This is a genomic window from Agrobacterium sp. 22-221-1 (assembly GCF_053522445.1).
The window spans coordinates 324,357-349,511 of record NZ_JBNWCL010000001.1 but is presented as its reverse complement, the minus strand read 5'-3'; the positions used below and the strand labels follow the sequence as shown (position 1 = coordinate 349,511).

The window sequence follows — 25,155 nt, the reverse complement described above, 5'->3', positions numbered from 1 at the left end:
TTTTCTTGCGCTCAGGCCAAGTCTTACTTACCCTTGAGACACCATGAAATTACCGCCGCTCACCACCCTCCGCGCATTCGAAGCCGCAGCCAGAAGAACGAGTTTTTCTCTGGCTGCGCAGGAACTCGGCATGACGGCAACTGCAGTCAGCCAGCATGTGCGCAATCTGGAGGCCTGGCTCGGTGTGGCGCTGTTCGAGCGGCATGCGAGGGGTGTGAGGCTTACCCAGGCCGGAAAGGAATTCGGCACGACGGTTTCGACCGCCCTACGGCAGATTGCCTCAGGTGCCGCCCGGATCCGTCAGGGCCATGACCGCATGACCGTCCGCCTTGCCAGCCTGCCCTCTGTCGTGGCGCATTTTCTGACGCCTCGCCTGCCTCGCTTTCGGGCGCTTTACCCCGATATACAGGTATCCATCAGCTATTCCGGCGCGCATCATGCAATACCGGCCGATCTCACCATAGGACATGGCATCGCCTCCGGGGAAAATGCGGTTGCGCTTTTCAGCGCGGAGACGCGGCCGACATGCGCGCCGGGCTATGTCGCTAAATTCGGTCCTTTCGACAATATTGACAGCCTGTTACGAGCGGAATTGCTGCATGACGACACCGAGGCGGCCTGGCAGAACTGGTTCGCAGCCGGGGGAATATCCCTGCCCGATAACGCCGGTCCGGTTTTCGCGGATTTCAATCTGCTCGTGACCGCTCTCAAAGCCGGTCAAGGCATCGGCCTCTGCCCGACGGCGCTTCTTCACGACGAGATTGCCGAAGGTCGACTGACCGTGCTCTTCGACCGGGCGGCCGATACGGAGAAATATTACTGGCTGACGGAAGCCGAAGAGATGACCGCACCGGCTAGACTTCTTGCGGATTGGCTTGTTGCGGAGGCCCGAGAGAGCGGTCTCTGATATAAACCAATCTCAGAAACCGAGCGCGAACAAACCACCCGCCAGAAGCAGGATCGGCACCGCCACGCCGACGATGACCCGCTGACCTGCCATCAGAAAAGCGATGAAACCGAGCGCGGCAGCGCCGATGCGCAGCCACAGGGGGGATGCTTCCAGCGTTCCGGTTGGAAAGACGATGAGCTTGGCGGTGACGGCCATGACGAGTGCGGTGGCGACAGCCCTTACCCAGTGCAGCGCTTCGGAATCCTCCTTCAGGCGGTTACCGGCGAGAACGCCGAGCCAGCGCCAGAGATCGGTCGCCAGCCAGCCGGCAATCGCGATGAAGAGATAGGGCGCCCACCAATGTTCGGTCATCATGGTTCGCTCTCCGGTGAGACGGGTTTTATCCGGCGGCGGAACACGAGGCGGTCGATCAGATAGGCAGCCGTGCCCCCGCCGATCCCGGCATAGAGAATATCGAATTCCGGTGCGATGACCGCAAAGGCAGGCCCGGCGATGACGCCGATGACGAAGGCGACCTTGACGACGGAATGACGGGCCGAAGCCCAGATCGATGCCACGAAATAGACCGGTGTGAGAAAAAACAGCACGCCGGCGACGAGTGGCGGAAAGGCGGCGACAACACCGTAACACAGGCCGACGATGATGGCATTGACCACGGTGAGCGTCATGCCGAAACCGGCGAACCAGGCGGCGCGGGCTTCACGCGGTACCCTGGAAAGATTCTGCGTGGCAAAGACCCAGGCGGTGATTGCGACGAAATGCGAGAGAAACAGCAAAATCCATGTCGGCGTCTTCGCGCCGCGCATTTCCGGAACGATGGAGGCGACCATCGGCATCATCCGGACCGAGGACAGCGTCACCGCCAGAAAGCAGGCGGCAAGATTGGCGCCGCCGACCATCGAGCCGATCAGGATCATCTTGGCCGGCAGGGCCCAGATCATCAGCGTCATGAACACGGCTTCGCCGCGCGCGACACCCGATTCCAGCGCGAAAGCGCTGAAACCGACGAAAGATGTCATCAGAATGAGCGAGGGCAGCGAAAATATGCCCCGCATTCCCCGGAGAAACCAGCCGCTCAGGGGGATGGTATCGCTAGTCTGCATTGCTGACCCACTTGTGCATGTCACCCGAAACTGTGCCGCAGCTTCGGGGTAACGTCATGCATAAAACAAAAAATGAACCGCGCCGGAGGTATCAGGGAAAACGCGACGCACTTCATACATGAAAATGCCGGGCTTTCGCCCGGCATCGGTTTATCGGTCGAAGACCTTGATCATTTCTTCTTCGGCACTTTCGGCACCGCATTGGTCTTGCGCCGCGGCTTGCTGTCCTCGTCCGACTTGTCGGCCTCGGCAACAAGGACATCCGCCTCTTCATTGGCCTTCGCCGCCTTGGAAGCAGGTTTCGTCTTGGCCTTTGCCTTGCCGGGCGATTTGGCCGCCTTCAGTTCGGCCTCCGGCTGCGGCTTGACGGGTGCCGTCTCCGGCAGGACCTCGAGTATGAGACCTTCGGAGCCGTCATCCTTCTTGCCGACGGTGACGCTGACGACGCCGCCCTTCTTGAGCTTGCCAAAGAGGATTTCGTTGGCGAGCGGCTTCTTGATGTTTTCCTGGATCACGCGCGAGAGCGGGCGGGCACCCATCTTCTCGTCGTAACCCTTCTCCGCCAGCCAGGAGATCGCATCTTCATGCAGATCGAAGGTGACGTTGCGTTCGGAGAGCTGGGTTTCCAGCTGCATGACGAACTTCTGCACGACCTTGTGGATGACAGCGGTCGGCAGCGGCGAGAACGGAATGATCGCATCCAGACGGTTGCGGAATTCCGGGGTGAACAGACGGTTGATTGCCTCTTCATCTTCACCCGTACGGCGCGAAGAACCAAAACCGATGGCGGATTTCGCCATTTCGGATGCACCCGCATTGGTCGTCATGATGAGGATGACGTTGCGGAAGTCGATCTTCTTGCCGTTATGGTCGGTCAGCGAGCCATGGTCCATCACCTGCAACAGAATGTTGTAGATATCCGGATGCGCCTTTTCGATTTCGTCCAGCAGCACCACGGAATGCGGGTGCTGGTCGACGCCGTCGGTCAACAGACCGCCCTGATCGAAGCCGACATAACCGGGAGGTGCGCCGAGCAGACGCGACACGGTATGGCGCTCCATGTATTCCGACATGTCGAAGCGCAGCATCTCAACGCCGAGCGAGGCGGCAAGCTGCTTGGCCACTTCTGTCTTGCCCACGCCCGTCGGGCCGGAGAAAACATAGGAGCCAATCGGCTTGTTCGGTTCGCGCAGGCCCGCACGTGCCAGCTTGATGGCCGTGGCAAGCGCTTCGATGGCGATATCCTGACCGTAGACGACGGAACGCAGTTCCTTTTCAAGATTGGCGAGAACCATCTCGTCATCCTTGGAGACCGTCTTCGGCGGAATGCGCGCCATGGTCGCGATGGTGGCCTCGATTTCCCGCTCGGTGATCAGCTTGCGGCGCTTGGAGGCCGGCAGCAGCATCTGCGCCGCACCGGTCTCGTCGATCACATCAATCGCCTTGTCCGGCAGCTTGCGGTCGGAAATGTAGCGGGCCGACAGTTCCACGGCAGCCTTGATCGCCTCATTGGAATATCTCAGGTGATGATAATCCTCGAAATAGGGCTTCAGCCCCTTCATGATCGCGATGGCGTCATCGATGGACGGCTCATTGACGTCGATCTTCTGGAAACGGCGGACGAGCGCGCGATCCTTTTCGAAGAATTGCCGATATTCCTTATAGGTGGTCGAGCCGATGCAGCGGATCGCACCTGAAGACAAAGCAGGCTTCAAGAGGTTCGATGCATCCATCGCGCCGCCGGAGGTCGCGCCCGCACCGATGACGGTGTGGATTTCATCGATGAACAGAACCGCGCCCGGATATTCTTCGAGCTCCTTGACGACCTGCTTCAGCCGCTCTTCGAAATCGCCGCGATAACGGGTTCCGGCGAGCAGCGTGCCCATGTCGAGCGAGAAGATGGTGTCATTGGCGAGCGCTTCCGGCACTTTGCCTTCGACGATACGCTTGGCGAGACCTTCGGCAATCGCCGTCTTGCCCACGCCCGGATCCCCCACATAAAGCGGGTTGTTCTTGGAGCGGCGGCAGAGGATCTGGATCGTGCGGTTGACCTCGTCGTGACGGCCGATCAGCGGATCGATCTTGCCGTTTTTCGCCTTTTCATTGAGGTTGATGCAATAGGCCTTCAGCGCATCCTGCTGCTTCTTGGCGGAGGATCCGTCTTCCTCGGGATTGCTGCGGCTCGCCTTGTTTTCGCTTTCCGGTTCATCGGCACCGCGCGGCGTGCGCGTCTGCGACGTGCCGGGGCGCTTACCGATGCCGTGGGAGATGTAGTTGACCGCGTCGTAACGGGTCATTTCCTGCTCCTGCAGGAAATAGGCGGCATGGCTTTCGCGCTCGGCGAAAATGGCCACAAGCACGTTCGCGCCGGTCACTTCCTCGCGGCCGGACGATTGAACATGGATGACGGCCCGCTGGATGACCCGCTGGAAGCCGGATGTGGGTTTGGAATCCTCGTCGTAACCCGTGACGAGGTTCGTCAGTTCATTGTCGACGTAATCGCTGACAGTCTTGCGAAGCGCATCGAGATCGACATTGCAGGCGCCCATCACGGCTGCGGCATCCGCGTCGTCGATCAGCGCCAGAAGGAGATGTTCCAGCGTCGCATATTCGTGGTGACGCTCATTTGCAAAGGTCAGTGCCTGGTGCAGCGCCTTCTCGAGACTTGGGGAAAAAGTTGGCACGTTGCGATCCTCATTTCTTTTCCATGACGCATTGCAGCGGATGCTGGTGCTGTCGGGCGAAATCCATGACCTGGCTTACTTTCGTCTCTGCGACCTCATATGTAAACACCCCGCATTCGCCCACGCCGTGCTGGTGCACGTGCAGCATGATGCGGGTTGCCGCTTCGCGATCCTTCTGGAAAAAACGCTCCAGAATGTGGATGACGAATTCCATGGGAGTGTAGTCGTCATTCAGTAAAAGAACACGGTACAAATTCGGTCTTTTTGTTTTTGGCTTGACGCGGGTGATAACAGACGTTCCGCGGTTGGTGCCGCCGCCGTCTTCCCCTTCGCCCTCGCCCTGCATGTAGATCGGCCTAGCGATCATCTTTCATCATTCTCCAAACCGTTCTCAAACCGACAGTTCTTTGCCAGGAGGGAGAACTTCGCCTCTTCATATCTAGGTCGTTAAGACGCGATTTTAAGCCCCTTGCGAAACGGTGCAATCACTATTGCGTTTGCCAAGAGGCAAACCTCGGGAAAAGTGCGGATATGGGGGCAATCAGGGCGCAGGAAGACACGGACCCGCAGTAGCGGCGCATTTTTCAGGCCGGATGCAAATGGATGCGACTGGTCGCTGCGCAGCCGAATCCGGTTTGCCGCCGCAGGCCTTATTCCTTGTCGTCGAGCATTTCGCGAACGGCGATGGCGAGCTGCTTGAGCGAGAAGGGTTTCGGCAGGAAACCGAACTTGGCGTCCGCCGGCAGGTTCTTTGCGAAGGCATCCTCGGCATAACCCGAAACGAAGATGAATTTCAGGTCCGGATAGGATTTACGCAGTTCTCTCAGCAGCGACGGACCGTCCATTTCCGGCATCACGACGTCGGAAACGACGATGTCGACCTTGCCTTCCAGTTCCTCCATCACCTCCAGCGCCTCGGTGCCGGAGCCCGCCTCGTGCACGGTGTAGCCGCGGGTTTCCAGCATGCGCTTGCCGCCGCGCCGCACCGCTTCCTCGTCCTCCACCAGAAGCACGACGGCGGATTTGCCGGTGAGATCCAGCGGCTCTTCCTTCACCGGCTCGGCTGCGATGACCGGAGCAAGCACCGCCTCGCCGGGCTGCCCGTTGCTCTGAACGGCCTCCACCACATGGCGCGGCAGATAGATGCGGAAAGCCGTTCCCTTGCCCACTTCCGATTCGGGATAGATATAACCGCCCGACTGCTTGACGATGCCATAGACCATCGACAGGCCAAGGCCGGTGCCCTTGCCGACTTCCTTGGTGGTGAAGAAGGGCTCGAAAATCTTGTCCATGATCTCCGGCGGAATGCCCGTGCCGTTATCGGCAACTTCCACCATCACCATGTCCTCGGCCGGGAACTCGGGACGGCCAAGCGCTGCGATTTCCTTCGCGTCGACGTTGCGCGTCCTGATGGTGATCTTGCCGCCGTCGGGCATGGCGTCGCGTGCATTGACGCAGAGATTGATGAGCACCTGCTCGAATTGCGACAGATCCGTCTTCACCGGCCACAGATCGCGGCCATAATCGACCTCCAGCTTGACATTGGTGCCGGAAATCAGCCTGTCCACCAGCATGCGCAGATCGCCGATCACATCCGTCAGGTTGAGGATGGCCGGACGCATGGTCTGCTTGCGCGAGAACGCCAGAAGCTGGCGCACCAGAACGGCCGCGCGGTTGGCGTTGCGCTTGATCTCCATGAGATCGGCGAAGCTCGGATCGGCAGGCCGCGCCTGTAGCAGAAGATGGTCCGACGACAGCAGGATGGCGGTGAGAACGTTATTGAAATCGTGGGCGATACCGCCTGCGAGCGTGCCAACGGCATTCATCTTCTGCGTCTGTGCCATCTGGGTCTCGAGCGCCTTCTGCTCGGTCACCTCTATGGCATAGACGATAGCCACCTCTTCCGGCGCTTCATCGTCCTGATCGATGACGGCGTTGACATAGAAGCGGAAATGCCGGCCCTCGTCGCTCGGGTGGCGGGAATCGAAGGGTGCAATGTCACCCTGACGGTCCTTGGCCTCGGCCAGCGCCTGCTCGAGCCGCGGCTTCTCATTGTCGTGAATAACCGTCTCAAGCGCCACGCCGCGATCGATATCGTCGCGTCCGACGACGCCGGAGAACAATTTCAGGAAGGGCGCGTTGATCCGCAGGATGCGGCCTTCGCCGTCGAGCGAAGCAATCGCCATCGGCGTGTTGTTGAAAAAGCGGGTGAAACGCATGGCGGAGGAGGATTCCGTATCCTCCTGCCCCTTTGGGCGCATCAGGACGATGGTGCGGCTCTCGCCGGGCGCGCCATCTTTCGAGGTGACCTGATGCACGAGGCGGGCCGGCATGCTCTGGCCGTTCACCCGTCGCATGTCGAGATCGAGGATTTCAGTGCGCTTCGCCGTGCCCTGCGGATGCACCGATTCGATCAGCGCCATGCCCTCGCCGGCGACGATATCGGAAACGGTCATAGAACCGGGCGAAAACTGCGCCAGATCGATGCCGAGCCATTCCGACAGGGTGGCGTTCAGATAAACGATCTCGCCCTTGCGCCCGGCGGAAAAGAAACCGGCCGGGGCGTGATCGAGGTAATCGATGGCATTCTGCAATTCGCGGAAGAAGCGCTCCTGATCCTCGCGCTCCGGTGTGATATCGGCGATCTGGAAGACGTGCAGCCCCTCGCCGCCCGCATCCTTCAGCACGCGGCCCTTCAGCCTGTACCAGTGCGGCCCGGTGTTAGAGTCCTCACCCAGCGGTTTGAGCAAGCGGAATTCTTCGTAACCGTCGCGGCCTTCGCGCAGCACGTTGATGAGCCGGTAAAGCGCTTCGGTCGATTCCCGGCTGCGCGACAGGAGCGTTTCGAGACTCTGGATATCGCTCGCCTTGGTGGTGCCGCTCATCCGGCAATAGGTGGCGTTGGCATAGACCATATGCCCCTTGGCGTCGGTGATCAGCGTGCCTTCGGGATGGGCCGAGAGAAAGCGGCGGGCAAGCCCGTCCGATTGCGACTGCGGCATGACCTCGATGAAGCCGATGATCGACGAGACGAGAAAGAAGATGCCCATCATGGCCAGCACGCCGAGAATGCCGAGCACGATTTCGTTTTCGAGCGAATCCTTGAAATAGACGAAGGCGGCAGCGGCGGCGATCAGAACCAGCGCCAGAAGCAGAATGCGCAAGACCGTGCCGGAACGGGCGCGCCTGTCCACCAGCGGAAGGTCGTTGTCGCTTGTCTCGCGCACCCGTGTCATCTTGGCCTCGCAGTCGTGCAGGTCGTCATTCGGTCAGCCCCGTTTCCCTGACGGAATCGGGCATTAAAATTTCTTGTAGCAACTCGCTTGACCGGCAAAAAGCTCCGCCAGGACACAAAGGCTTAAAAACGCACAGCGAAAACGGCCTGAAAAGTGTATAAAAGCCTTAAAAGACTACGGCCTGGTACAGGTCAGCCCCTTCACCTGACATTGAATGCGTGGCGCGGAACAGACGATCTTGCCGTCAGCGACGGTGCAAACCGAGCATCCGTCCGTGAAGTCGACGCAGGAAGGATTGTCGCGCACGAATTCCGCCATGGTCGCGGCGTTGTCCGGCACCTTGTCTTCGGCCCACGCCATCGAATGTGGAAACGCGAAAAACGGTGGCAACAGCAAAACAACATGCATCAAATGCCGTGCGGGGGAGCCGTTAATGCGCAATGACTGGAACATTCCGGAACGCTCCTTCGGCAAAAGAATTGCAACTTTCACTGTCTTTCAGCATTGAAGGACGAGATATGGCGCTTTGGTGGCGTCGTTACGGTTGAGGCGGCAATCCTGTGGGGCGAAATGAATAAACCTTGTATCGCGCCCAAAAAAATCGTCTTTTCCTGCTTGACGTTCACTTTATAAGAACCACGGCAATATTAATTGCCCAAGAAACGAAAAAGCCAAAAAATCTGAAGGGATGATCTCCATGATGGAAGATTTTATCGGCGCTTATGGAAACCGTCTCATCGTCGCCGTCGTCGGTGTGGGTGTGGCCCTGCTTGTTCTGGCGATTGCGCTGTGGCTTCTGCGCAGGCGCAGCGGTTCTGCCCCTTTCATCCGGGGCGGGCGTAACCGGCAGCCGCGCCTGCAGGTCCTCGATGCGACAGCCGTGGACGCACGCCGCCGTCTGGTGCTGGTGCGCCGTGACAATGTCGAGCATCTCGTCATGATCGGCGGTCCGACGGATATCGTCATCGAAAGCGGTATAGGCGCGATCCCCATTGTCAGGGATGTGCAGGAGCCGGAATTGAAGGCGCTGCCGCGCCAGGAAAGCGAGCAGAAGAGAGCCGAGTCGGCGATCCAGCAGGAACGTCGCCCCGCCCTGCCGCAACAGCAGCCCGTTGCGGCTGCGGCTCCCGTTTCCGCGCCTGAAGAACCCGTGAAGCAAGCACAGCGGCCGGAGCCGCCGGCATCTGTGCCGTCCCCGCGTCCAGCACCCGTTGCGGCAGCCGCCACTCAGGTTCCGCCACGCCCATCGACCCCGCCGCAACCCGTACCCACGCCTTTAACGGCGCGCGAAACCGCTCCGCCGGCAAGACAGGCTGCACCCGAGCGGGAGACAGCACGCCCCACGCCGCCGCCAATACCGGTTGCAACGGCTCCGGTCGCTGCCGTCTTGCCAATGGCGGCTGCGTCGCTCGACATGGCGGCGGCCCGAACGGAACCCAGGCGTGCCGAGCCTGTCGTGCCGGCTCCGGCTCCGGTCGCGCCGATCCCTGCACAGGCGCCCGTAGAGGCAAAGGCGGAAGAACGGCCTGCGGAATTCGCCCCGCCGGTCTTTGCCGCGCGCGAACCGGTGATCGACCAGTCCATCGCCGCCGATTTTCTCGACGCTGCACGGGAGCGCGTTCTTCCCGACCTGAAGCCGGGACAGACAACGCCGCCCGCACCTTTCCCGCCCAAGCCTGAAAATCCGGCTGTGGCTTCGAACGACGCCGAGCCGAAATTTTCCGATGAGCTCGCCAGCGATTTCGAAAGCTTCCTTGAGGCTGAGATCGCCAAGAGCAAGGAGGCGGATAACGAACCGTCCGTCGTCCCTGTCGCGGAAAAGCAGATCAAGCCGCAGCCAGCTTCCCCGCCTGTCACCGGCGCTTCACCGGATGGAGACATGCAGAAGGAAATGGCGCGTATCTTCGGAGAGCTTTCCGTGACCCGCGACCGCTGACCCACGCGGGTCTTCCGATCAGAAATTCGAAATAGAAAAAGGGCACGGAAGCGATTTCCGTGCCCTTATTATTTGTCATGCGATTTGCCGACCTCTTGGCCGCAGCGCCTTATTCGTCGCGATAGACTTTTTCGCGACGCTCGTGACGCTCCTGCGCCTCGATGGAAAGCGTTGCAATCGGGCGGGCGTCCAGGCGCTTGAGGCCGATAGGCTCGCCCGTTTCCTCACAGTAACCGTAAGTGCCGTCTTCGATCCGCTGAAGAGCCGCATCGATCTTTGAAATCAGCTTGCGCTGACGGTCGCGAGCGCGAAGTTCGATCGCCCGGTCCGTTTCGGAAGAAGCCCGATCGGCGAGATCGGGGTGGTTGGCGCTTTCTTCGGCGAGATGTCCGAGGGTCTCGCGCGCTTCTCTCAGGATGTCATTTTTCCAGGCGACCAGCTTCGCGCGGAAGTAAGCCCGCTGGCTGGCATTCATGAACTCATCGTCTTCCGAGAGCACATATTTGCTAAGATCGATCTTCTCACTCAACGCGATTCTCCTCGAAGAACATCTCAATGCGGCGGTGTATACTCCAATGATAGTGGCCGATTCAAGTCTGCAGATCAGTTTTCAGGCATTTTTAAAACTGACACAAAAATCATCTAAATGACTAATTTTTATCCTTTATTCGTATTGAAGCGAACTCTTCTTCAATCACTTCAACGCGACTTACCAACAGGAAAGAGGACTTGCGGTCCTGCAACCCTATCCTGTAGCATTCAACCCGTGCCCTGACATTCGAACGCCGGTCCCCGCCCTTGACAGCATCTTCCCCGAGCCGAGTTTATCTTCTGCGCCACGCCAAGGCCGCCTGGGCGGCGCCGGGAGAACGGGATTTCGACCGGGGATTGAACGAAGCCGGTTTTGCCGAGGCGGAGGTCATCGCCGACCTTGCCGCCGACCGGCATTACCGCCCCGATCTGCTTCTGTCATCCACCGCCGCGCGTTGCCGGCAGACCACGCAGGCCTGGCAGCGTGCCTTCAACGAAGGCATAGACATCTTCTACGTCGATGAGATGTATAATGCGCGCAGCGAAACCTATCTTTCCCTCATCGCCGCACAGGCACAGGCGCAATCGGTGATGCTGGTGGGCCACAACCCCACCATGGAGGCGACGCTGGAAGCGATGATCGGCGAAGATTTGCTGCATGCCGCCCTGCCCTCGGGCTTTCCCACATCGGGCCTTGCGGTTCTCGACCATGATGACAGCGCCGCAAACGGTAAAAATAGCTGGCGGCTGGTCGATTTTCTCGCGCCGGGCAAATAATCGCTACGGCGTTTCGTAAGAATTATGCAAAGCCGCCCTGCTGAAAATCCGCTGGAGCGCTTCTTTTTTGGGCAGCCATACCTTCCTATATTGCAGCCGTGACCGTTAAACACAGCCAGGAAACTGCCATTGCCGCCTTCTCTTACGTCCCTGACAGACAGCGCGCTTATCGCATTCGATAATCTGGCCGACCGTGCGAGCAACCTCACCCACCCGACATTGCGGCTTGGCGTCACCGGCCTTTCGCGGGCGGGAAAGACGGTTTTCATCTCTTCCCTCGTCCACAATCTTCTCAATGGCGGCCGGCTGCCACTGTTCGAGGCCATGCGGTCCGGACGCGTCTCGAATGTGCGGCTGGAGCCGCAGCCGGACGACGCCATTCCGCGTTTTCAATATGAGGATCATATTCAGGCGTTGGTGCGCGACCGGCTGTGGCCGGATTCGACACGGGCGATCTCGGAACTCAGGATAACGCTGGATTATCAGAGCGCCAGCGGCTGGGGCCGATGGTTTTCGGCCGGCAAGCTTTCCATCGATATTGTCGATTATCCCGGCGAATGGCTGCTCGACCTGCCGCTTCTGTCGCAGGACTATAAACAGTTCAGCGACGCGACCGTCGCCCTTGCCGGAAGCGGCATCCGCGCCGAACTGGCGCAGGAATGGCTGGCGATCGCCTCTTCGCTCGACATCAACGCACCGGCCGACGAGATGACGGCCCGACGTTTGGCCGAAAGTTTCGCAGCCTATCTGAAGGCCTGCAAATCCGATGAAAGATCGCTTTCCACCCTGCCGCCCGGCCGTTTCCTGATGCCCGGCGATCTGGAAGGATCGCCCGCGCTGACCTTCGCGCCGCTTCCCGGCCTGACGGATGAGAAAGCGCCGAAAGGCTCGCTGCGCGCCATGATGGAACGGCGCTATGACGCCTACAAGTCGATTGTGGTCAAACCCTTCTTCCGCGAGCATTTCGCCCGTCTCGACCGGCAGATCGTTCTGATCGACACGCTGCAGGCGGTCAATCGCGGCCCTGAAGCCGTGCAGGATCTGGAGCGGGCGCTGGGCGATGTGCTTGCCTGTTTCCGCCCCGGCACCAACAGTCTGCTGTCGTCACTGATCGGCCGGCGTATCGACAAGGTGCTGATCGCCGCCACCAAGGCCGATCATCTGCATCACGAAAGCCACGACCGGCTGGAGCGCCTGACCCGCCGTCTGGTGGACCGCGCCATCACCACCATCGGCATGAATGGCGCCGGCATCGAGGTCATGGCGCTCGCTTCCGTGCGCGCTACCAGAGAGGCAAGCGTGCGACAGGACGGCCAGGAGCTGCCCGTTATCGTCGGCACGCCCATGGCCGGTGAAACCATCAATGGCGAGACCTTCGACGGCAATCGCAAGACCGCGATCTTTCCCGGCGATCTGCCTGAAGATCCCGAGCCGCTTTTCCGCAGTATCGACAGGGATGGTGACAAGGCGTCGCTGCCGGACGTTAATGTCGTGCGCTTCCGCCCGCCGAACATAGACGAGCCGGGCAGCGGCGGAATCAGGCTTTCCGTTCCCCATATCAGGCTCGACCGCGCCATGCAGTTCCTGTTCGGAGACAAGCTCGCATGAAGCTTCCCACACAAAACAATCCGCAGGCGCGCCGCCCGGCCGCTTTCACGCTCGAAACAGAAGAGACGGCACGACCGTCCGCCGCACAGAAACGCGCGCCGCGCAGCTTCGACACCGAGATTTCGCTGACGCCCGACGAGGACGATCCGTTTCTGGCGCCTGAGGAGATCGATGCCGCCGCCTTGCCGGTGGCGTCTCCGAAGAAAAGCCGCTTCTCCTTCGGCAAGCTTGCGCTCGGCGCGCTTGGCGTCTTGTTCTCGCTCGCCTTCGGGCTCTGGGCGGATCAGCTCATCCGCAACCTGTTCTCCCGTTCCGACTGGCTGGGTTACACGGCCACTACCGCTCTTATTGTAGCGCTTTTCTCCGTTCTCGTTCTCGTCGGCCGGGAAGTCTTCGGCATCATGCGGCTTAACGCCGTGCAATCCTTGAAGGCCGATGCCGAGACGGCGAGCCTCGACAAGAGCCCGAAACCCGCACGCGCCATCGTCACCCGCCTGAATGCCGTTCTCTCCCACCGGGCCGAAACGGCCAAGGGGCGTGCGGCGCTGAAGGAAACGGAAAACGATGTGATCGACGGCCCGCATCTGATCGAGCTTGCCGAACGTGAGTTGCTCGTTCCGCTCGACCGGCAGGCCCGCGCCCTCATTCTCAATTCTTCCAAACGCGTCTCCGTCGTCACCGCCGTCAGCCCGCGCGCGGTGGTCGATCTCGCTTATGTGCTGTTTGAAGTGACGCGGCTGGTGCGCGCCATGGCGGAGCTTTATGGCGGCCGTCCCGGCACACTCGGTATGCTGAAGCTCCTGCGCGATGTCGTCGCCCATCTTGCCGTCACAGGCTCGATCGCCGTTGGCGACGGGCTCGCCCAGCAGGTTCTCGGCCACGGTCTTGCCTCGAAACTCTCGGCGCGACTCGGCGAAGGTGTCATCAACGGCCTGATGACGGCGCGAATCGGCATTGCCGCGATGGATCTGTGCCGTCCGCTGCCGTTCAGGGCGGTGAAGCGGCCAGGGATCGGCGATTTCATGTCCGACCTCACACCCGATTTAAGCGGTGGAAAAACCGGTGAAAAAGCCTGATTGCTCGGGCCTGGGCGGTTCAAAAGGTTACGAACGACGCCGCAAATGAGAGCGAAATAAACCAAGCATTAACCATTCCGCCGGTAGATTGCAGCCTATCGAACAGGCATCTTCGCCGGGGAAAGTATCATGTATTCGCGCTTCTTTTCGCTTGTGGGCGGGCTTGCCGCCATATTGTCCGTCAGCGGCGGTTTCGGCATGTCTGACGTCCATGCCGCATCGCGCGATCGCGACGACGTGTTCTTCCGCTCCGTGGCCGGTGTCTGGAAAGGCCCGGGCGAAATCGTCGCCGGCAAATACAAGGGCACGAAGTTCACCTGCGATCTGACGGGCGAGCCGCTCGACGACAAGCAGACCGGCATCAAGCTTGGCGGCACCTGCCGCGTCGGCGTCTTCAGCCAGCCCATGTCTGCCGTCATCAGCCAGAAGGGCAACTCTTACGAGGGCAAATTCCTCGACGGCGCCGAAGGCAAGGGACTGGACATCACCTCCGGACAGGTCAGCGGCGACAAGGTCGTCGTCGGCATCAACCGCGCTAAGCTCAACGGTGCGATGGTCGCCCGCGTCTCGAACGACAATTCGATGAACATCACCATTTCGGTCAAGGTCGCCGACCAGATGATCCCGGTCATCGGCGTGACGCTGGCGCGCGATATCGACCAGCTCGCCGTCGGTTCGATCAAGCCGTAAAAGCCATACTCTTCTCAGCCATCGCCAAGCGGGAGTGTCCACCACTCCCGTTTTTCGTTTGCGCTGACAATGCCGGTCTTGTCCGCCTGCTGAAGCCATTCCCGCACGGGCTTGCCCTTTACCTCAAGGTCGGGCGCGATATCGGCAAGCGGCATCATCACGAAAGCGCGCTCCGTCATGCGGGGATGCGGCACCTCGATGCTTTCCGTGACGATAGCTTCATTCCCATAGGTCAGCACATCGATATCGATGGTGCGCGGACCCCAGCGCTCCGCGCGCACCCGCTTCATGCCCTTTTCGATGTCGAGGCATAATTGCAGCAGCGCGGGCGCTGAAAGCGAGGTTTCGACCAAGGCGCAGCAATTGAAGAAATCCGCCTGATCCGTCTTGCCCCAGGGCGGCGTGCGGTAAAGGCCGGAAACGGCCAGCAGGCGGCAATCGTGACGCGCATCGAGTTCGCGCAGCGCCCTTGCCATGGCGGCGGCAGGATCGCCGATATTGCCGCCGAGCCCCAAAGCGGCGACGGTCATCTTTTCAGGCACGATGTTCAACGCTCACCTGCGCATAATCGAGAATGCCGGGAACCGGCGCCGAAGGTTTGCGTACCGTGATCCTGAGCCAGACGATCTGCGGATAACGGGCGCGAAGCGCCTTGGCGATGTCGTTCGCCAGCGCCTCGATGAGATAACGGCGCTGGCCGACGACGATTTTTTCGATGACGGCGAAAGCCACGCCATAATCGACGGTGTTTTCGATATCGTCGGTCTCCAGCGCATCACCCGCCTCGACTTCCATCTCGGCATCGACGAAAAAGCGCTGGCCCAGCACCTCCTCCTGCTCGAGAAGGCCATGACGGGCGAAAAAAGAACAGTTTTTCAGGATAATGGTATAGCGGCTCATCGCATCGCCTCCATGGCAGGACTGTTTCGCCAGAAAGCCGCGCCACCTTCGGGACACGGCATTCGGGCACTCGTTGATCTACGCATCGGCCTTTGCCGACGTTTTGGCAAGAACCGCATCGGCAATTGCCAGCGCATCGCGGGTTGCGGCGACATTGTGCACGCGAAAAATCGAAGCGCCGGCAAGCCTCAGGATCGCGGTGGTCACAGCCGTTCCGATATCGCGTTCATGGGCCGCATCCCGGCCCGTCAGCGACCCGATGAAACGCTTGCGCGACGTACCGGCCAGAACCGGCAGGCCAAAAGCGGCAAGTTCGCCGAAACGCGCCATCAGCGCGACATTTTCGCTCTCGTCCTTGGCGAAACCGAAACCGGGATCGAGCACGATGGCGTCGCGGGCAATACCCGCATCCTCGGCGATCTCCAGCGAGCGATTGAGGAATTCGAACTGGTCGGCGATGACATCGCCAAGCTTCTGCCGGTCGCGGCCGGTATGCATGATGCACACGCCGGCGCGGGTGGCGGCGACCACACCGGCCATCTCCGGGTCTTTCTGCAGGCCGAAGACGTCATTGACGATATGTGCGCCCGCCCCGACCGCCAGCCGCGCTGTCGAGGCGCGATAGGTATCGACGGAAATCAGCACATCCGTCTCGCGGCGCAATTTTTCGATGACGGGAAGCACCCGGTCCTGTTCCTCGGCTTCCGTTACTGCGGCCGCACCCGGCCGGGTGGATTCGCCACCGATATCGATGATGTCAGCACCCTCCTCCACACAGGTCAGCGCATGGGAAAAAGCCGCATCGACGGCAAGATAACGGCCGCCATCGGAAAAGGAATCGGGCGTTGCATTGACAATGGCCATAATACGGCCACGCCCATCAAGTTTCAGGGAGCGGCCATGGGCCGCTTGCCACGCGTTGCTGCCGGCTGTTATCACGTAACACGCGCCTTTCGGGAATAACGGAGTGTTATGCCAATTCTTATAAGTTCCGCTCCGCCTATGCAGCAAACCTTTTTCAAGTTCAACCGGAAGGCCGGGTCATGACCAAATCATCACGTGCTCTTTGCACCGCTCTTGCGGGTGCATTGGCCCTTTCCGTGCCCGGATCGGCTTTTTCCGAAACCATCGTCCGCAAGACCTATTCCTATTTTTCGATCAGCGGCAAGACCGCCGCCGACCTCGACCAGCAGCTTTCCAGGCACGGCCCGCTGACGCGCAATACCGGCGCGCGCCATCCCGGCGCCACCGAAATCAAATTCGGCGGCGAGCTCACCTATGTCGAAAAAAACGGCCTTTGCAGCGTCGGAACGGCCAAAGTGGTGCTGAATACCCGCATTCTCCTGCCGCAATGGAAAAACCGCCGCCGCACCACGGCGGAACTGGCCTTCATCTGGGATACGCTGCTTGCCGATATCAAGCGCCACGAGGAGCGCCACGCGGAAATCGCCCGCACCCATGCCCGCTCGCTTGAAAGACAGCTGACGTCGCTTCGCCCGCAGAAAAGCTGCGAGACGCTGCAGGAAAAGGTCGGCAAGATCACCCAGACGGTGATGGACGAACACGACCGCGATCAGTTGCGCTTCGATGTGGTGGAATCGAAAAATTTCGATGCCCGCATGACACGGCTTTTGAAGAACCGGCTCGAGCAGGGCCAGAACCGCCGCTGACGGTCGCTGGACGTACCTCCCCCAAATCCAAACGAACAACACGGGACATGACGTAACGTCATGTCCGATATCACCCGTGAATTCTCGTCATGGTGCGGCCGGCAAGACTCATTGTAGCTTGTTCATACGGTTTGAAATGGTTGCGGCCCACGGCGGGTCCGGCGGTTGCAACCGTCTCCGGTTCTCCCGGTGCGCACTTGAGGGCTCGCAGGTGTTTCCTCCCTCGCCTGCATGCTGCGTACCCGCCTCGCCCCGCTCCCCGCTACCAGGTGAGCGGGGCTTTTTCTGCGTTTAGCAATGACGAAAGATTTCAGCCCTGACGTTCGGGAACATGAACGACGAGACCATCGAGCTCGTCGTTCATCTTGATCTGACAGGAAAGACGCGAGGTGGGGCGCACGTCAAAAGCAAAATCCAGCATGTCCTCTTCCATCGGTTCCGGTCCGCCGACGCGCTCCGACCAGGCGTCGTCGACATAGACATGACAGGTCGCACAGGCACAGGCGCCGCCGCATTCCGCATCGATGCCGGGAATGGAGTTGCGCACCGCATTCTCCATGACGGTGGAGCCATTGCTCACGTCGAGTTCATGGGGCGTGCCGTCAAAGGCAACGATGGTCAGTTTTGTCATGCCGGAAATCCAAAATGTGATCTAAGAACTGTTCTAAACACATAGAAAGGCCGGTCCGCCTTGGCAACCCGCTTCAAGGGCGCGCAGGCGCAACCGGCCTTGCAAAATGACAAATTTGATGTGTTAAGCCTCAGCGGCAGAGCTTGAGGATGAAATTTTCGGCCTCGACGATGGTTGCCGCGAGTTTTGCGATCGCCGCGCTGTCATTGCCCTTGTCTTCCACCACGGCTGCGGCCGCAGAAACGGCCGAGGCGCCGACGGCCTGCGCAGCCCCCTTCAAACGATGGGCCGTCGCCATGACGGCCTTGTCGTCAGCGCCTGCCATTTCATGTAGGGCGGCGCGGGCGTTGCGGCTGAAGAGTTGCAGCACCTCGATCTCCAGATCCTTGTCGCCCATCGTCTGCCGGGCGAGATGATCGAAATCGATCGGTTTTTTACCGGCGGCGGGGGCACCGCCGCAATTGTCGGGAGCTTCGAAAGCAATACTGACCGCTGCCATGGCTGAAATTCCTGTCTCGCCGTTTCCTGTTTCGTGTCACATCTGTGTCGTATTCACGCATCCGGGCCGCTGCTATCGGCTTAAATTACGGCGTGACGCGGGCGAAAATCTTCTGCTATGGTTAATTTATGTTAAACTTATGCGAAACAAGGCGTTCAGCGTGAAACTCAGGTTTAAAAACTGTTAAAAAGCCGACACTTCGCCACCGCCGCAAATCCGCATTAATTGTTTCGAACACCTAAATGTGTCACTACGGTACTGCCGTTCCCAGGAGGCTTAAGCTCAAGCTTTGTTATTGCGGCACAGTGATGTAATTTCGCCCGAAAGCTGGACCACCAGCAATTCGGGATTTGGTAAATGGCGGAATTGTTCTCTCTTCAAGGGATAATGTTCCGCTGGCATGATGGCGGCAGTCCGCTTGCGGAACGCAAGTGGTCAACGGCATGAAGCCGGGCGTATGTGTAACGAGGCGTAACCGCATGGCGAATAACAAGATCAGCGACTCTGTCGACGAGACTGCATTTCAGGCGTTGGAAGACGCCCTGCAGCTTGGTGCTTTCGAAGAAAAGCCGGAGACGCGGAAAACTGCAGCGCCGAAGCAGCCGGAGGCCAGATTGAAGGAAGCAAGCAGACAGACCCCTGCTCCCGAGGCCGCCCGCGCGCCCGCCGAACAGACGCCCAGATCACCCAATCTCGAAGCGGCCAATGACGGCTCCAAGCGCAGCCCGGCCATGATCCTGAAATCGCTGGAAGGCGGCTCCATCGGCGGCGCGCTGCGCAACGCCACGATCATGTCGGCCATCTGGGCGCTCGGCGGTCTTGGCATCGCACATCTTCTTTATGGCAACGCGCTGTGGAACATCGCCTCGCTGGCCGATCTCACCGCGATCCCCGGCCTGATGGCGATCGTCGTCGGCATCCTCGTTCCCATCATGCTGTTCTTCGCCTTTGCGATCATGATGGCGCGCGCTCGCGATCTGCGCAACGCCGCCCGCTCCATGGCCGAAGTCGCCCTTCGCCTTGCCGAGCCGGAAACGGTCGCGTCCGACCGCATCATGTCCGTCGGCCAGGCGGTTCGCCGTGAAGTCTCGGCCATGAATGACGGTATCGAGCGCACAATCGCCCGCGCGACGGAACTCGAGACCCTCGTGCATTCCGAGGTCAACGCGCTTGAGCGCAGCTATGCCGACAACGAACTGCGCGTGCGCAGCCTCGTGCAGGAACTGACCGCCGAGCGTGACGCCATCGTCAATCATGCCGAGCGTATCCGCTCCTCCATCGTCGGCGCGCAGGAACAGATCAAGGAAGAGCTTTCCATCGTCGGTGAAGAGCTTTCGATGCGGATCGCCACGACCGGCGAGGCTTTCGCCTCGATGATCGACACCCGCTCGGCCGCGCTTTTGGAAAAATCGCGCGCCTCGACCGAAGCGATGGGCAGCCTGATCGCCGCCAAGACCGAAAACCTGCTTCAGGCGCTGAATTCCTCCGGCGCGACGCTGTCCAACGAATTCGACATGCGCCTGCACAACCTCACCTCGACGCTGGATGAGCGCGGTGAAGTCCTGCTCGAGCGTTTCGCGATCCATGCATCGACGCTGGATAGCGGTGCGGAAAGCCTCAACAGCGCGCTTGAAGAGCGCACCCGCCAGCTCAACGAAACGCTGTCCACGCGCACGCTCGAACTCAACCGCAATATCGACCGCGGCCAGCAGATCATCGGCGGTTCGCTGGATACCGTTCTCGACAAGCTGTCCACGACGCTTGAGGAAAAGGGTTTCTCCTTCCGCCAGAGCCTGCAGAGCACGGCGGACGATGCGATCATGGATCTCGATCTTCGCTCCGGCCTCTACGAAGAGCGGATGCAGGCGACGGTCGGCCAGGTCAACTCTGCCTTCGACGAGCATGTCGCGCAGTTCGCCAGCGCCTTCGACCAGCGCGCCGGCAGCCTCGACAGCAAGCTGATGGAAAGCCTCGCCCGGATCAACGAGACCGTTGCCGGCGGCTCCGAAGCGCTCGACACCATGCTGAGCGCCGGTCTGGAGCGCATCGGCACCACCATGACCGATCAATCGCTGGCGCTCGCAACCGCGCTCGGCACGGGTCAGGAAATGCTGGAAAGCGCCCTTGAAAGCCGGACGCAGGCCTTCAGCGACGCAATTGGCCAGCGTACCGCCGAAATCACCGATGCCTTCACCAGTTCGCACGAGAAGATCGACGCCGTGCTGGCGGAACGCAGCAATGCCCTGTTCGGCGCACTTTCGGCCAGCCAGAACCGTTTCGACGAAGCGCTCGCCAGCCGTTCGATGGCGATTACCGGCTCCGTCTCCGGCACGGCCGAACGTCTCGCCGCCATGCTCGACGAACGCGCAGCCGCGATCAACAACGTCGTCGCCGATGTCGAGCGCCGTCTTGCCGAAACGCTCGAAACCCGGGCGGCGGCCATCACCGGCGCGGTTTCCGGCATCGAGGACCGCATTTCCGACACGCTGGAAAGCCGCACGGCTGCCCTGCATGACGTCGTCTCCGGTGCGGAGAGCCGTATCGCCGATACGCTTGACGGCCGCACGGCCGCGCTTTCCAGCGCCATTTCCGGCGTCGAGGAACGTATTGCCGACACGATGGACAGCCGCACGCTGTCGCTCGACATGACCTTTGCCAATGTCGAGGAAAGACTTTCCGAGACGCTCGACAACCGCACCTCTGCCCTCACCGGCATCGTCGCAAGTGCTGAGGAAAAGATTGCCGGCGCGCTCGACAGCCGCACGGCCACCTTCGGAGACGTGGTCGCTGGTGCTGAAACCCGTATCGCGGAAACGCTGGATGGCCGCACCGCAGCCCTCAACGCCGTTGTCTCCGGTGCGGAAGAACGCATTGCCGATGCGCTCGACAGCCGTACCATGGCGCTCGACATGGCATTCTCCGGCGCCGAAGAAAAAATCGCCGAAGCGCTCGACACCCGCACCGCAGCCCTTGGCGAACTGGTGGCCGGCGCCGAGACCCGTATTGCCGGGGCGCTCGACAGCCGAACCGAGTCGCTGAAGACCGTCGTTTCCGGCGCGGAAGAGCGGATCACCGATGTGCTCGACAGCCGCACCATGGCGCTCGATATGAGCTTCTCTGGTGTCGAGGAAAAGATCGCCGATATTCTCGACGGTCGCACCACAGCGCTGCAGAATGCCGTTTCCGGCGTCGAAGATCGCATTGCCGGCGCGCTCGACAGCCGTACTGCGGCACTCTCGGGCATCGTCTCCGGTGCGGAGGAGCGCATCGCAGACGCGCTCGACAGCCGCACCATGGCGCTCGACATGGCGATTTCCGGCGTCGAGGACCGTATTGCCGAGGCCATGGATGCCAGAGCATCGTCGCTTTCGCTTGCCGCAGCCGGCGTCGGCCAGCGCCTCGAAGCCACCGCATTCACGCTTGAAAACGCGCTTGCCAGCGGCCATGAGCGGCTCGAAACCATGCTCGGTTCGCAGGCTGAACGCATTGCCGGATCGCTGGAGCGCAATAGCGGCCTGATCGAGCAGAGCGTCTCGGGTGCGGCCAACCGCATCGAAAGCGTCGTTGAAGACGGCAGCACCCGTTTTGCCCAGACGGTGGAAGAAGGCGTGTCCCGCCTCGAAAGCAATCTGTCGCAATCGCATGAGGATATTCGCACCGCGCTCGATCAGCGCCAGGCGGATCTTGCCGCGACGCTCAGCTCCGCCACGACCCAGATGGGCGACATGCTCTCCGAACAGGCGATGATGATCGGCACAACCGTTGCGTCCAGCGCCAGCATGCTCGAACTGTCTCTCGAAACCCAGCAGGAAACGCTGCAGAAGGCAATCGACGGCAGCGCGCAGACGCTGGAAGAGCGCCTGCGCAATAGCGCCGGCGACATCGCCGTCAAGATCGGCGAGGCTGCCCGCGAAATCGGCGGTGCGACGGATGCCCTGTCTTCGAAAATCGAGACCTCCATCGGCAATGTCACCACCCGTCTCGACGAGACCGGCGCCCGTATCGAGACCTCGCTCGATACGCTGCAGGCACGCGTCGGCGGCGATCTGGCCAATGTAAACACCTCTATCGAAGATGCCGGCCGCCGCTTCGCCGAAGCGCTGGAAGACAAGACGGCCGTGTTCGCCCGAGCCAGCGACGAGGCGGCCGAGCGTATCACGGGCATTCTGGACGAACAGACCACGCGTGTCGCGGACACGTTCGAAAACCGTACCAGCCGTCTGGCGGAGACCTTCGATAACGGCACGGCCCGCATCGATGAACGCCTCGGCACCATGGACCGGGCGTTGACCATCGGTCTTGAAAACGTCAACCGCACCATTGAAGGCAAGGCGAGCGATCTCGCCGTCAGCCTGCGCGGCGCGGTCACCTCCGCTACCCAGAGCATCGGCGAAGAAGCCGTGCGCTCCACCTCCCTTCTCGCCAAGTCGGGTTCGGAATTCGCCGAACAGGTGCAGGCGCAAAACGAGGCCTTCACCAAGGCCATCGAGGAACGCTCCGGCGAGATTGTCAACCGCATTTCGGATGCGCAGACCCGTCTCTCCGGTCAGGCCGCCGCCGTGGCCCAGACCTTCTCCGAGGCGGGCAACATCATCGTCAACAAGGTTGCCGAGGCTGAAGCCGTCGTCCGCTCTCAGGTCGGCGTTATCTCCGAGACGCTCACAGGTGTCGAATCCGCCCTCGACGCGCGCGGCGAATCCATTCGCTCGGCGCTGGACAACCGCACGCGGGAACTCAACTCGATGCTGGCCAGCCGCTCCGCCGAGCTTTCGCGCCTGATCGAAGAGAAAGCCAAGCCTGTCGTCGACGAATATGCCACCATCGGCCGCGAAGCTGCCGAAAAGATCGTTTCTGCAGCCCAGCAGAGCGCAGACCTTCTGTCGCAGAGCAACAGCGGCATGGTCGGCATGGTGGAACAGGCGATCAACGACTACGCCGCTGCCGGAACGGATGCGGCAAGCAAGCTCGTCGCGGCCACCCGCCAGAGCACCGACATGCTGTCGGAGACGCATACGGCCATGGCGGACGCCGTCGAACAGGGCATCGACAAATATGCCCGCGCCGGCAGCGATGCGGCCAACAAGCTGGTCGCCGCCACCCGCCAGAGCACGGATATGCTGTCGCAGACCCATAACAGCATGGCGGAAATCGTCGAACAGTCGGCAACCAACTTCAACTCCGCTGTCGAGCGCGCCGCACAGGGCTTCGGCGCGGCAGACGAGGCATTGAACGCCTCGGCGACCCGCTTCTCCGAATCCGCCTCGCAGGCCGCCGACATGGTGTCCAGCTCCAGCCGTCTGCTCGAAGGAAAGATCGACCGCCTGTCGAATATTTCCGGCCAGACGCTGGCGCAGGTTGCCGGCATCGTCGGCCGTTTCGAGGAACATTCGAAGGTGCTGAGCCAAGCTTCCGAGCTCCTCAATGCCGCACAGTCGAGCCTCGTCGGCACGCTGGAGGAGCGCCAGGACGCGCTGCGCAGCCTGTCCGTCGGCCTCGTCAAGCGTTCCGAGGAAATCGAAAGCGCCATGCGCAACGTCATCGGCGTGGTGGAAACCACGCTCAACGAGGCTGAGGAGCGTTCGCAGAACGTCGCCGGCAATCTGCGCGACAATCTGCAGGCCTCCTTCTCCGATATCGGCCGTTCGCTCGATGAGACCGAACAGCGCGCCCGCTCGGCGGCACAGACCATGCGGGGCGCCCTGCTGTCGGCCGGTCAGGATGCCAGCCGCTCGATTGAAAGCACGCTGTCCGACGCGCAGAAATATTCCGACGAGCTGGTCAACCGCCTGCGTGGCGGTGTCGAATCCTCGCTTTCGGAAGTCGACAATCTTCTCGGCAGCGCCTCGGAAAAATCGAACGCCGCCGCAGCCAGCCTCAAGGAGACGCTGCGTCAGGCCGTGGAAGAAGCCGTCAGCCGCTTCGCCGGCGCGACGGACGAAATCCGCCGCTCGAGCCACGATATCCGCCGCGAACTGGATGCGACCCGTGCGGAACTGAAGCGCGGCGCCTTCGACCTGCCGGAAGAAGCCAAGGAAAGCGCTGCCGCCATGCGTCGCGCCGTTTCCGAACAGATCAAGGCCCTGCAGGATATTTCCCAGCTCGTTGGTCGTTCGACCCACCAGATGGAAGTCTCCGAACCGGTTGCCCGCGCCATCGCCGCAACCCAGCCGGCAGCCGAGCGCCGTGTCGAGACGCGTCCGCAGCCGGCAGCTCCGGCTCCGGTTCAGCAGCGCCCGGCCCAGCCGCAGCCTGCTCCCGCACCGGCGGCATTGCGCGGCACCCTGCCGCTTGAGAACCGTCAGGTCGAGAACCGTCAGGCGCCTGCCCCGGCCCAGCCGGGTGCTCCGGCCGGACGCCGCGAAGAAGGCGGCGGCTGGATCAGCGATTTGCTGCGCGGTGCATCGCAGGAAACGCCAGCGGCGTCCGCACCACGCGCCGGCGCGGAACAGCAGCCGACCCGTGCGGCCGACACCCGCAATCCGCGTCACATGGTGGAATCGCTGAACTCGCTCTCGGTCGACATCGCCCGCGCCATCGATCACGACGCCTCCGTGGAGCTGTGGCGGCGCTACCAGCGCGGCGAGCGCGACGTCTTCACCCGTCGCCTCTACACGCTGAAGGGTCAGACGACCTTCGACGAAATCAAGCGCAAATATGAGCGGGAAGCGGAATTCCGCACCGCCGTGGACCGCTACATCACCGATTTCGAGAAGCTGCTTGCCGACGTGGCCCGCACCGACCGCGACCGGACCGTGACACAGTCCTACCTCACCTCCGATACCGGCAAGGTCTATACGATGCTTGCCCATGCGGCGGGCCGGTTCAATTGAGCCGATTGACGCTGAAATGACAAAACCCCGGTCAAGACCGGGGTTTTTCTTTTGGCTCTGCTCGCAATTTCATC

General features: G+C 61.1%; 20 protein-coding genes. 9 read left to right on the top strand and 11 right to left on the bottom strand.

Going from position 1 to position 25,155, the window contains the following annotated elements; genetic code table 11:
• Positions 1-43: 43 nt before the first annotated feature.
• The gene (locus tag ACQZ5N_RS01735) at positions 44-907 is read left to right on the top strand and encodes a LysR substrate-binding domain-containing protein (protein ID WP_448731893.1); all 864 of its coding nucleotides are present in this window, start codon (positions 44-46) and stop codon (positions 905-907) included.
• 12 nt (positions 908-919) lie between these two features.
• On the opposite strand, the gene ACQZ5N_RS01730 is transcribed toward ACQZ5N_RS01735, so the two are convergent.
• From ACQZ5N_RS01730 to cckA, 5 genes are all read right to left on the bottom strand, one after another.
• Positions 920-1,264: an AzlD domain-containing protein gene (locus ACQZ5N_RS01730; protein ID WP_020810566.1), complete on the bottom strand. Its 345-nt coding sequence runs from the start codon at positions 1,262-1,264 to the stop codon at positions 920-922.
• The gene (locus ACQZ5N_RS01725; RefSeq protein ID WP_448731892.1) at positions 1,261-2,013 is read right to left on the bottom strand and encodes an AzlC family ABC transporter permease; all 753 of its coding nucleotides are present in this window, start codon (positions 2,011-2,013) and stop codon (positions 1,261-1,263) included. Before ACQZ5N_RS01725 ends, ACQZ5N_RS01730 begins: the two co-directional genes overlap by 4 nt.
• Positions 2,014-2,183: 170 nt before the next feature.
• Entirely contained in the window at positions 2,184-4,697 is a 2,514-nt protein-coding gene (gene clpA / locus ACQZ5N_RS01720) for an ATP-dependent Clp protease ATP-binding subunit ClpA (protein WP_003521419.1), read from the bottom strand.
• A gap of 10 nt (positions 4,698-4,707) precedes the next feature.
• Positions 4,708-5,064, bottom strand: coding sequence for an ATP-dependent Clp protease adapter ClpS (gene clpS / locus ACQZ5N_RS01715; RefSeq protein WP_003521420.1), 357 nt, complete (start codon positions 5,062-5,064; stop codon positions 4,708-4,710).
• Positions 5,065-5,347: 283 nt separating this feature from the next.
• Positions 5,348-7,933, bottom strand: coding sequence for a cell cycle histidine kinase CckA (cckA, locus tag ACQZ5N_RS01710; RefSeq protein ID WP_448731891.1), 2,586 nt, complete (start codon positions 7,931-7,933; stop codon positions 5,348-5,350).
• 214 nt (positions 7,934-8,147) lie between these two features.
• Between cckA and ACQZ5N_RS01705 the strand changes: the two genes are divergently transcribed.
• Together ACQZ5N_RS01705 and ACQZ5N_RS01700 are read left to right on the top strand one after the other, a co-directional pair.
• The gene (locus tag ACQZ5N_RS01705) at positions 8,148-8,441 is read left to right on the top strand and encodes a hypothetical protein (protein ID WP_448731890.1); all 294 of its coding nucleotides are present in this window, start codon (positions 8,148-8,150) and stop codon (positions 8,439-8,441) included.
• Positions 8,442-8,621: 180 nt separating this feature from the next.
• Positions 8,622-9,869 (top strand): flagellar biosynthetic protein FliO, encoded by a 1,248-nt coding sequence (locus ACQZ5N_RS01700; protein ID WP_448731889.1) that lies wholly within the window; start codon positions 8,622-8,624, stop codon positions 9,867-9,869.
• Positions 9,870-9,978: 109 nt separating this feature from the next.
• Here the strand turns inward: ACQZ5N_RS01700 and dksA are convergent, their stop codons facing one another.
• Positions 9,979-10,398, bottom strand: coding sequence for an RNA polymerase-binding protein DksA (dksA, locus tag ACQZ5N_RS01695; protein ID WP_003496274.1), 420 nt, complete (start codon positions 10,396-10,398; stop codon positions 9,979-9,981).
• Positions 10,399-10,700: 302 nt separating this feature from the next.
• Here dksA and ACQZ5N_RS01690 point away from each other — a divergent pair, with 302 nt between their 5' ends.
• The 4 genes from ACQZ5N_RS01690 (at position 10,701) to ACQZ5N_RS01675 (ending at position 14,551) form a co-directional block, all read left to right on the top strand.
• Positions 10,701-11,177 (top strand): SixA phosphatase family protein, encoded by a 477-nt coding sequence (locus ACQZ5N_RS01690; RefSeq protein WP_059753198.1) that lies wholly within the window; start codon positions 10,701-10,703, stop codon positions 11,175-11,177.
• A gap of 129 nt (positions 11,178-11,306) precedes the next feature.
• Positions 11,307-12,785 (top strand): YcjX family protein, encoded by a 1,479-nt coding sequence (locus ACQZ5N_RS01685; protein WP_448731888.1) that lies wholly within the window; start codon positions 11,307-11,309, stop codon positions 12,783-12,785.
• A complete protein-coding gene (locus tag ACQZ5N_RS01680; RefSeq protein WP_448731887.1) occupies positions 12,782-13,861 on the top strand; it encodes a TIGR01620 family protein in 1,080 nt (359 codons plus the stop codon). The genes ACQZ5N_RS01685 and ACQZ5N_RS01680 overlap by 4 nt, the downstream gene beginning before the upstream one ends.
• A 129-nt stretch (positions 13,862-13,990) precedes the next feature.
• Entirely contained in the window at positions 13,991-14,551 is a 561-nt protein-coding gene (locus ACQZ5N_RS01675) for a hypothetical protein (RefSeq protein WP_003521427.1), read from the top strand.
• A gap of 14 nt (positions 14,552-14,565) precedes the next feature.
• Here the strand turns inward: ACQZ5N_RS01675 and folK are convergent, their stop codons facing one another.
• The 3 genes from folK to folP all read right to left on the bottom strand — a co-directional run bounded on the left by folK (position 14,566) and on the right by folP (position 16,315).
• Positions 14,566-15,081: a 2-amino-4-hydroxy-6-hydroxymethyldihydropteridine diphosphokinase gene (gene folK / locus ACQZ5N_RS01670; RefSeq protein ID WP_448732098.1), complete on the bottom strand. Its 516-nt coding sequence runs from the start codon at positions 15,079-15,081 to the stop codon at positions 14,566-14,568.
• 4 nt (positions 15,082-15,085) lie between these two features.
• Positions 15,086-15,451 carry a dihydroneopterin aldolase gene (gene folB / locus ACQZ5N_RS01665; protein WP_003502532.1) on the bottom strand — a complete coding sequence of 122 codons (366 nt, stop codon included), beginning with the start codon at positions 15,449-15,451 and terminating at the stop codon, positions 15,086-15,088.
• A gap of 78 nt (positions 15,452-15,529) precedes the next feature.
• A complete protein-coding gene (gene folP / locus ACQZ5N_RS01660; RefSeq protein ID WP_448731886.1) occupies positions 15,530-16,315 on the bottom strand; it encodes a dihydropteroate synthase in 786 nt (261 codons plus the stop codon).
• 179 nt (positions 16,316-16,494) lie between these two features.
• Between folP and ACQZ5N_RS01655 the strand changes: the two genes are divergently transcribed.
• Positions 16,495-17,121 (top strand): DUF922 domain-containing Zn-dependent protease, encoded by a 627-nt coding sequence (locus ACQZ5N_RS01655; RefSeq protein WP_448731885.1) that lies wholly within the window; start codon positions 16,495-16,497, stop codon positions 17,119-17,121.
• A gap of 310 nt (positions 17,122-17,431) precedes the next feature.
• On the opposite strand, the gene ACQZ5N_RS01650 is transcribed toward ACQZ5N_RS01655, so the two are convergent.
• Positions 17,432-17,752: a 2Fe-2S iron-sulfur cluster-binding protein gene (locus tag ACQZ5N_RS01650; protein WP_059752764.1), complete on the bottom strand. Its 321-nt coding sequence runs from the start codon at positions 17,750-17,752 to the stop codon at positions 17,432-17,434.
• A 130-nt stretch (positions 17,753-17,882) separates the two neighbouring features.
• Positions 17,883-18,251 (bottom strand): Hpt domain-containing protein, encoded by a 369-nt coding sequence (locus ACQZ5N_RS01645; protein ID WP_448731884.1) that lies wholly within the window; start codon positions 18,249-18,251, stop codon positions 17,883-17,885.
• 479 nt (positions 18,252-18,730) lie between these two features.
• On the opposite strand from ACQZ5N_RS01645, the gene ACQZ5N_RS01640 reads away from it, so the two are divergent.
• Entirely contained in the window at positions 18,731-25,081 is a 6,351-nt protein-coding gene (locus tag ACQZ5N_RS01640) for an apolipoprotein A-IV repeat region-like domain-containing protein (protein ID WP_448731883.1), read from the top strand.
• Positions 25,082-25,155: the final 74 nt, after the last annotated feature.

Coding starts and splice junctions, on each gene's coding strand:
- ACQZ5N_RS01735 (WP_448731893.1), top strand. CDS start 44: ATGAAATTACCGCCGCTCACCACCCTCCGCGCATTCGAAGCCGCAGCC.
- ACQZ5N_RS01730 (WP_020810566.1), bottom strand. CDS start 1,264: ATGATGACCGAACATTGGTGGGCGCCCTATCTCTTCATCGCGATTGCC.
- ACQZ5N_RS01725 (WP_448731892.1), bottom strand. CDS start 2,013: ATGCAGACTAGCGATACCATCCCCCTGAGCGGCTGGTTTCTCCGGGGA.
- clpS (WP_003521420.1), bottom strand. CDS start 5,064: ATGATCGCTAGGCCGATCTACATGCAGGGCGAGGGCGAAGGGGAAGAC.
- cckA (WP_448731891.1), bottom strand. CDS start 7,933: ATGACACGGGTGCGCGAGACAAGCGACAACGACCTTCCGCTGGTGGAC.
- ACQZ5N_RS01705 (WP_448731890.1), top strand. CDS start 8,148: ATGCGTGGCGCGGAACAGACGATCTTGCCGTCAGCGACGGTGCAAACC.
- ACQZ5N_RS01700 (WP_448731889.1), top strand. CDS start 8,622: ATGATCTCCATGATGGAAGATTTTATCGGCGCTTATGGAAACCGTCTC.
- ACQZ5N_RS01680 (WP_448731887.1), top strand. CDS start 12,782: ATGAAGCTTCCCACACAAAACAATCCGCAGGCGCGCCGCCCGGCCGCT.
- ACQZ5N_RS01675 (WP_003521427.1), top strand. CDS start 13,991: ATGTATTCGCGCTTCTTTTCGCTTGTGGGCGGGCTTGCCGCCATATTG.
- folK (WP_448732098.1), bottom strand. CDS start 15,081: ATGACCGTCGCCGCTTTGGGGCTCGGCGGCAATATCGGCGATCCTGCC.
- folB (WP_003502532.1), bottom strand. CDS start 15,451: ATGAGCCGCTATACCATTATCCTGAAAAACTGTTCTTTTTTCGCCCGT.
- folP (WP_448731886.1), bottom strand. CDS start 16,315: ATGGCCATTGTCAATGCAACGCCCGATTCCTTTTCCGATGGCGGCCGT.
- ACQZ5N_RS01655 (WP_448731885.1), top strand. CDS start 16,495: ATGACCAAATCATCACGTGCTCTTTGCACCGCTCTTGCGGGTGCATTG.
- ACQZ5N_RS01650 (WP_059752764.1), bottom strand. CDS start 17,752: ATGACAAAACTGACCATCGTTGCCTTTGACGGCACGCCCCATGAACTC.
- ACQZ5N_RS01645 (WP_448731884.1), bottom strand. CDS start 18,251: ATGGCAGCGGTCAGTATTGCTTTCGAAGCTCCCGACAATTGCGGCGGT.
- ACQZ5N_RS01640 (WP_448731883.1), top strand. CDS start 18,731: ATGGCGAATAACAAGATCAGCGACTCTGTCGACGAGACTGCATTTCAG.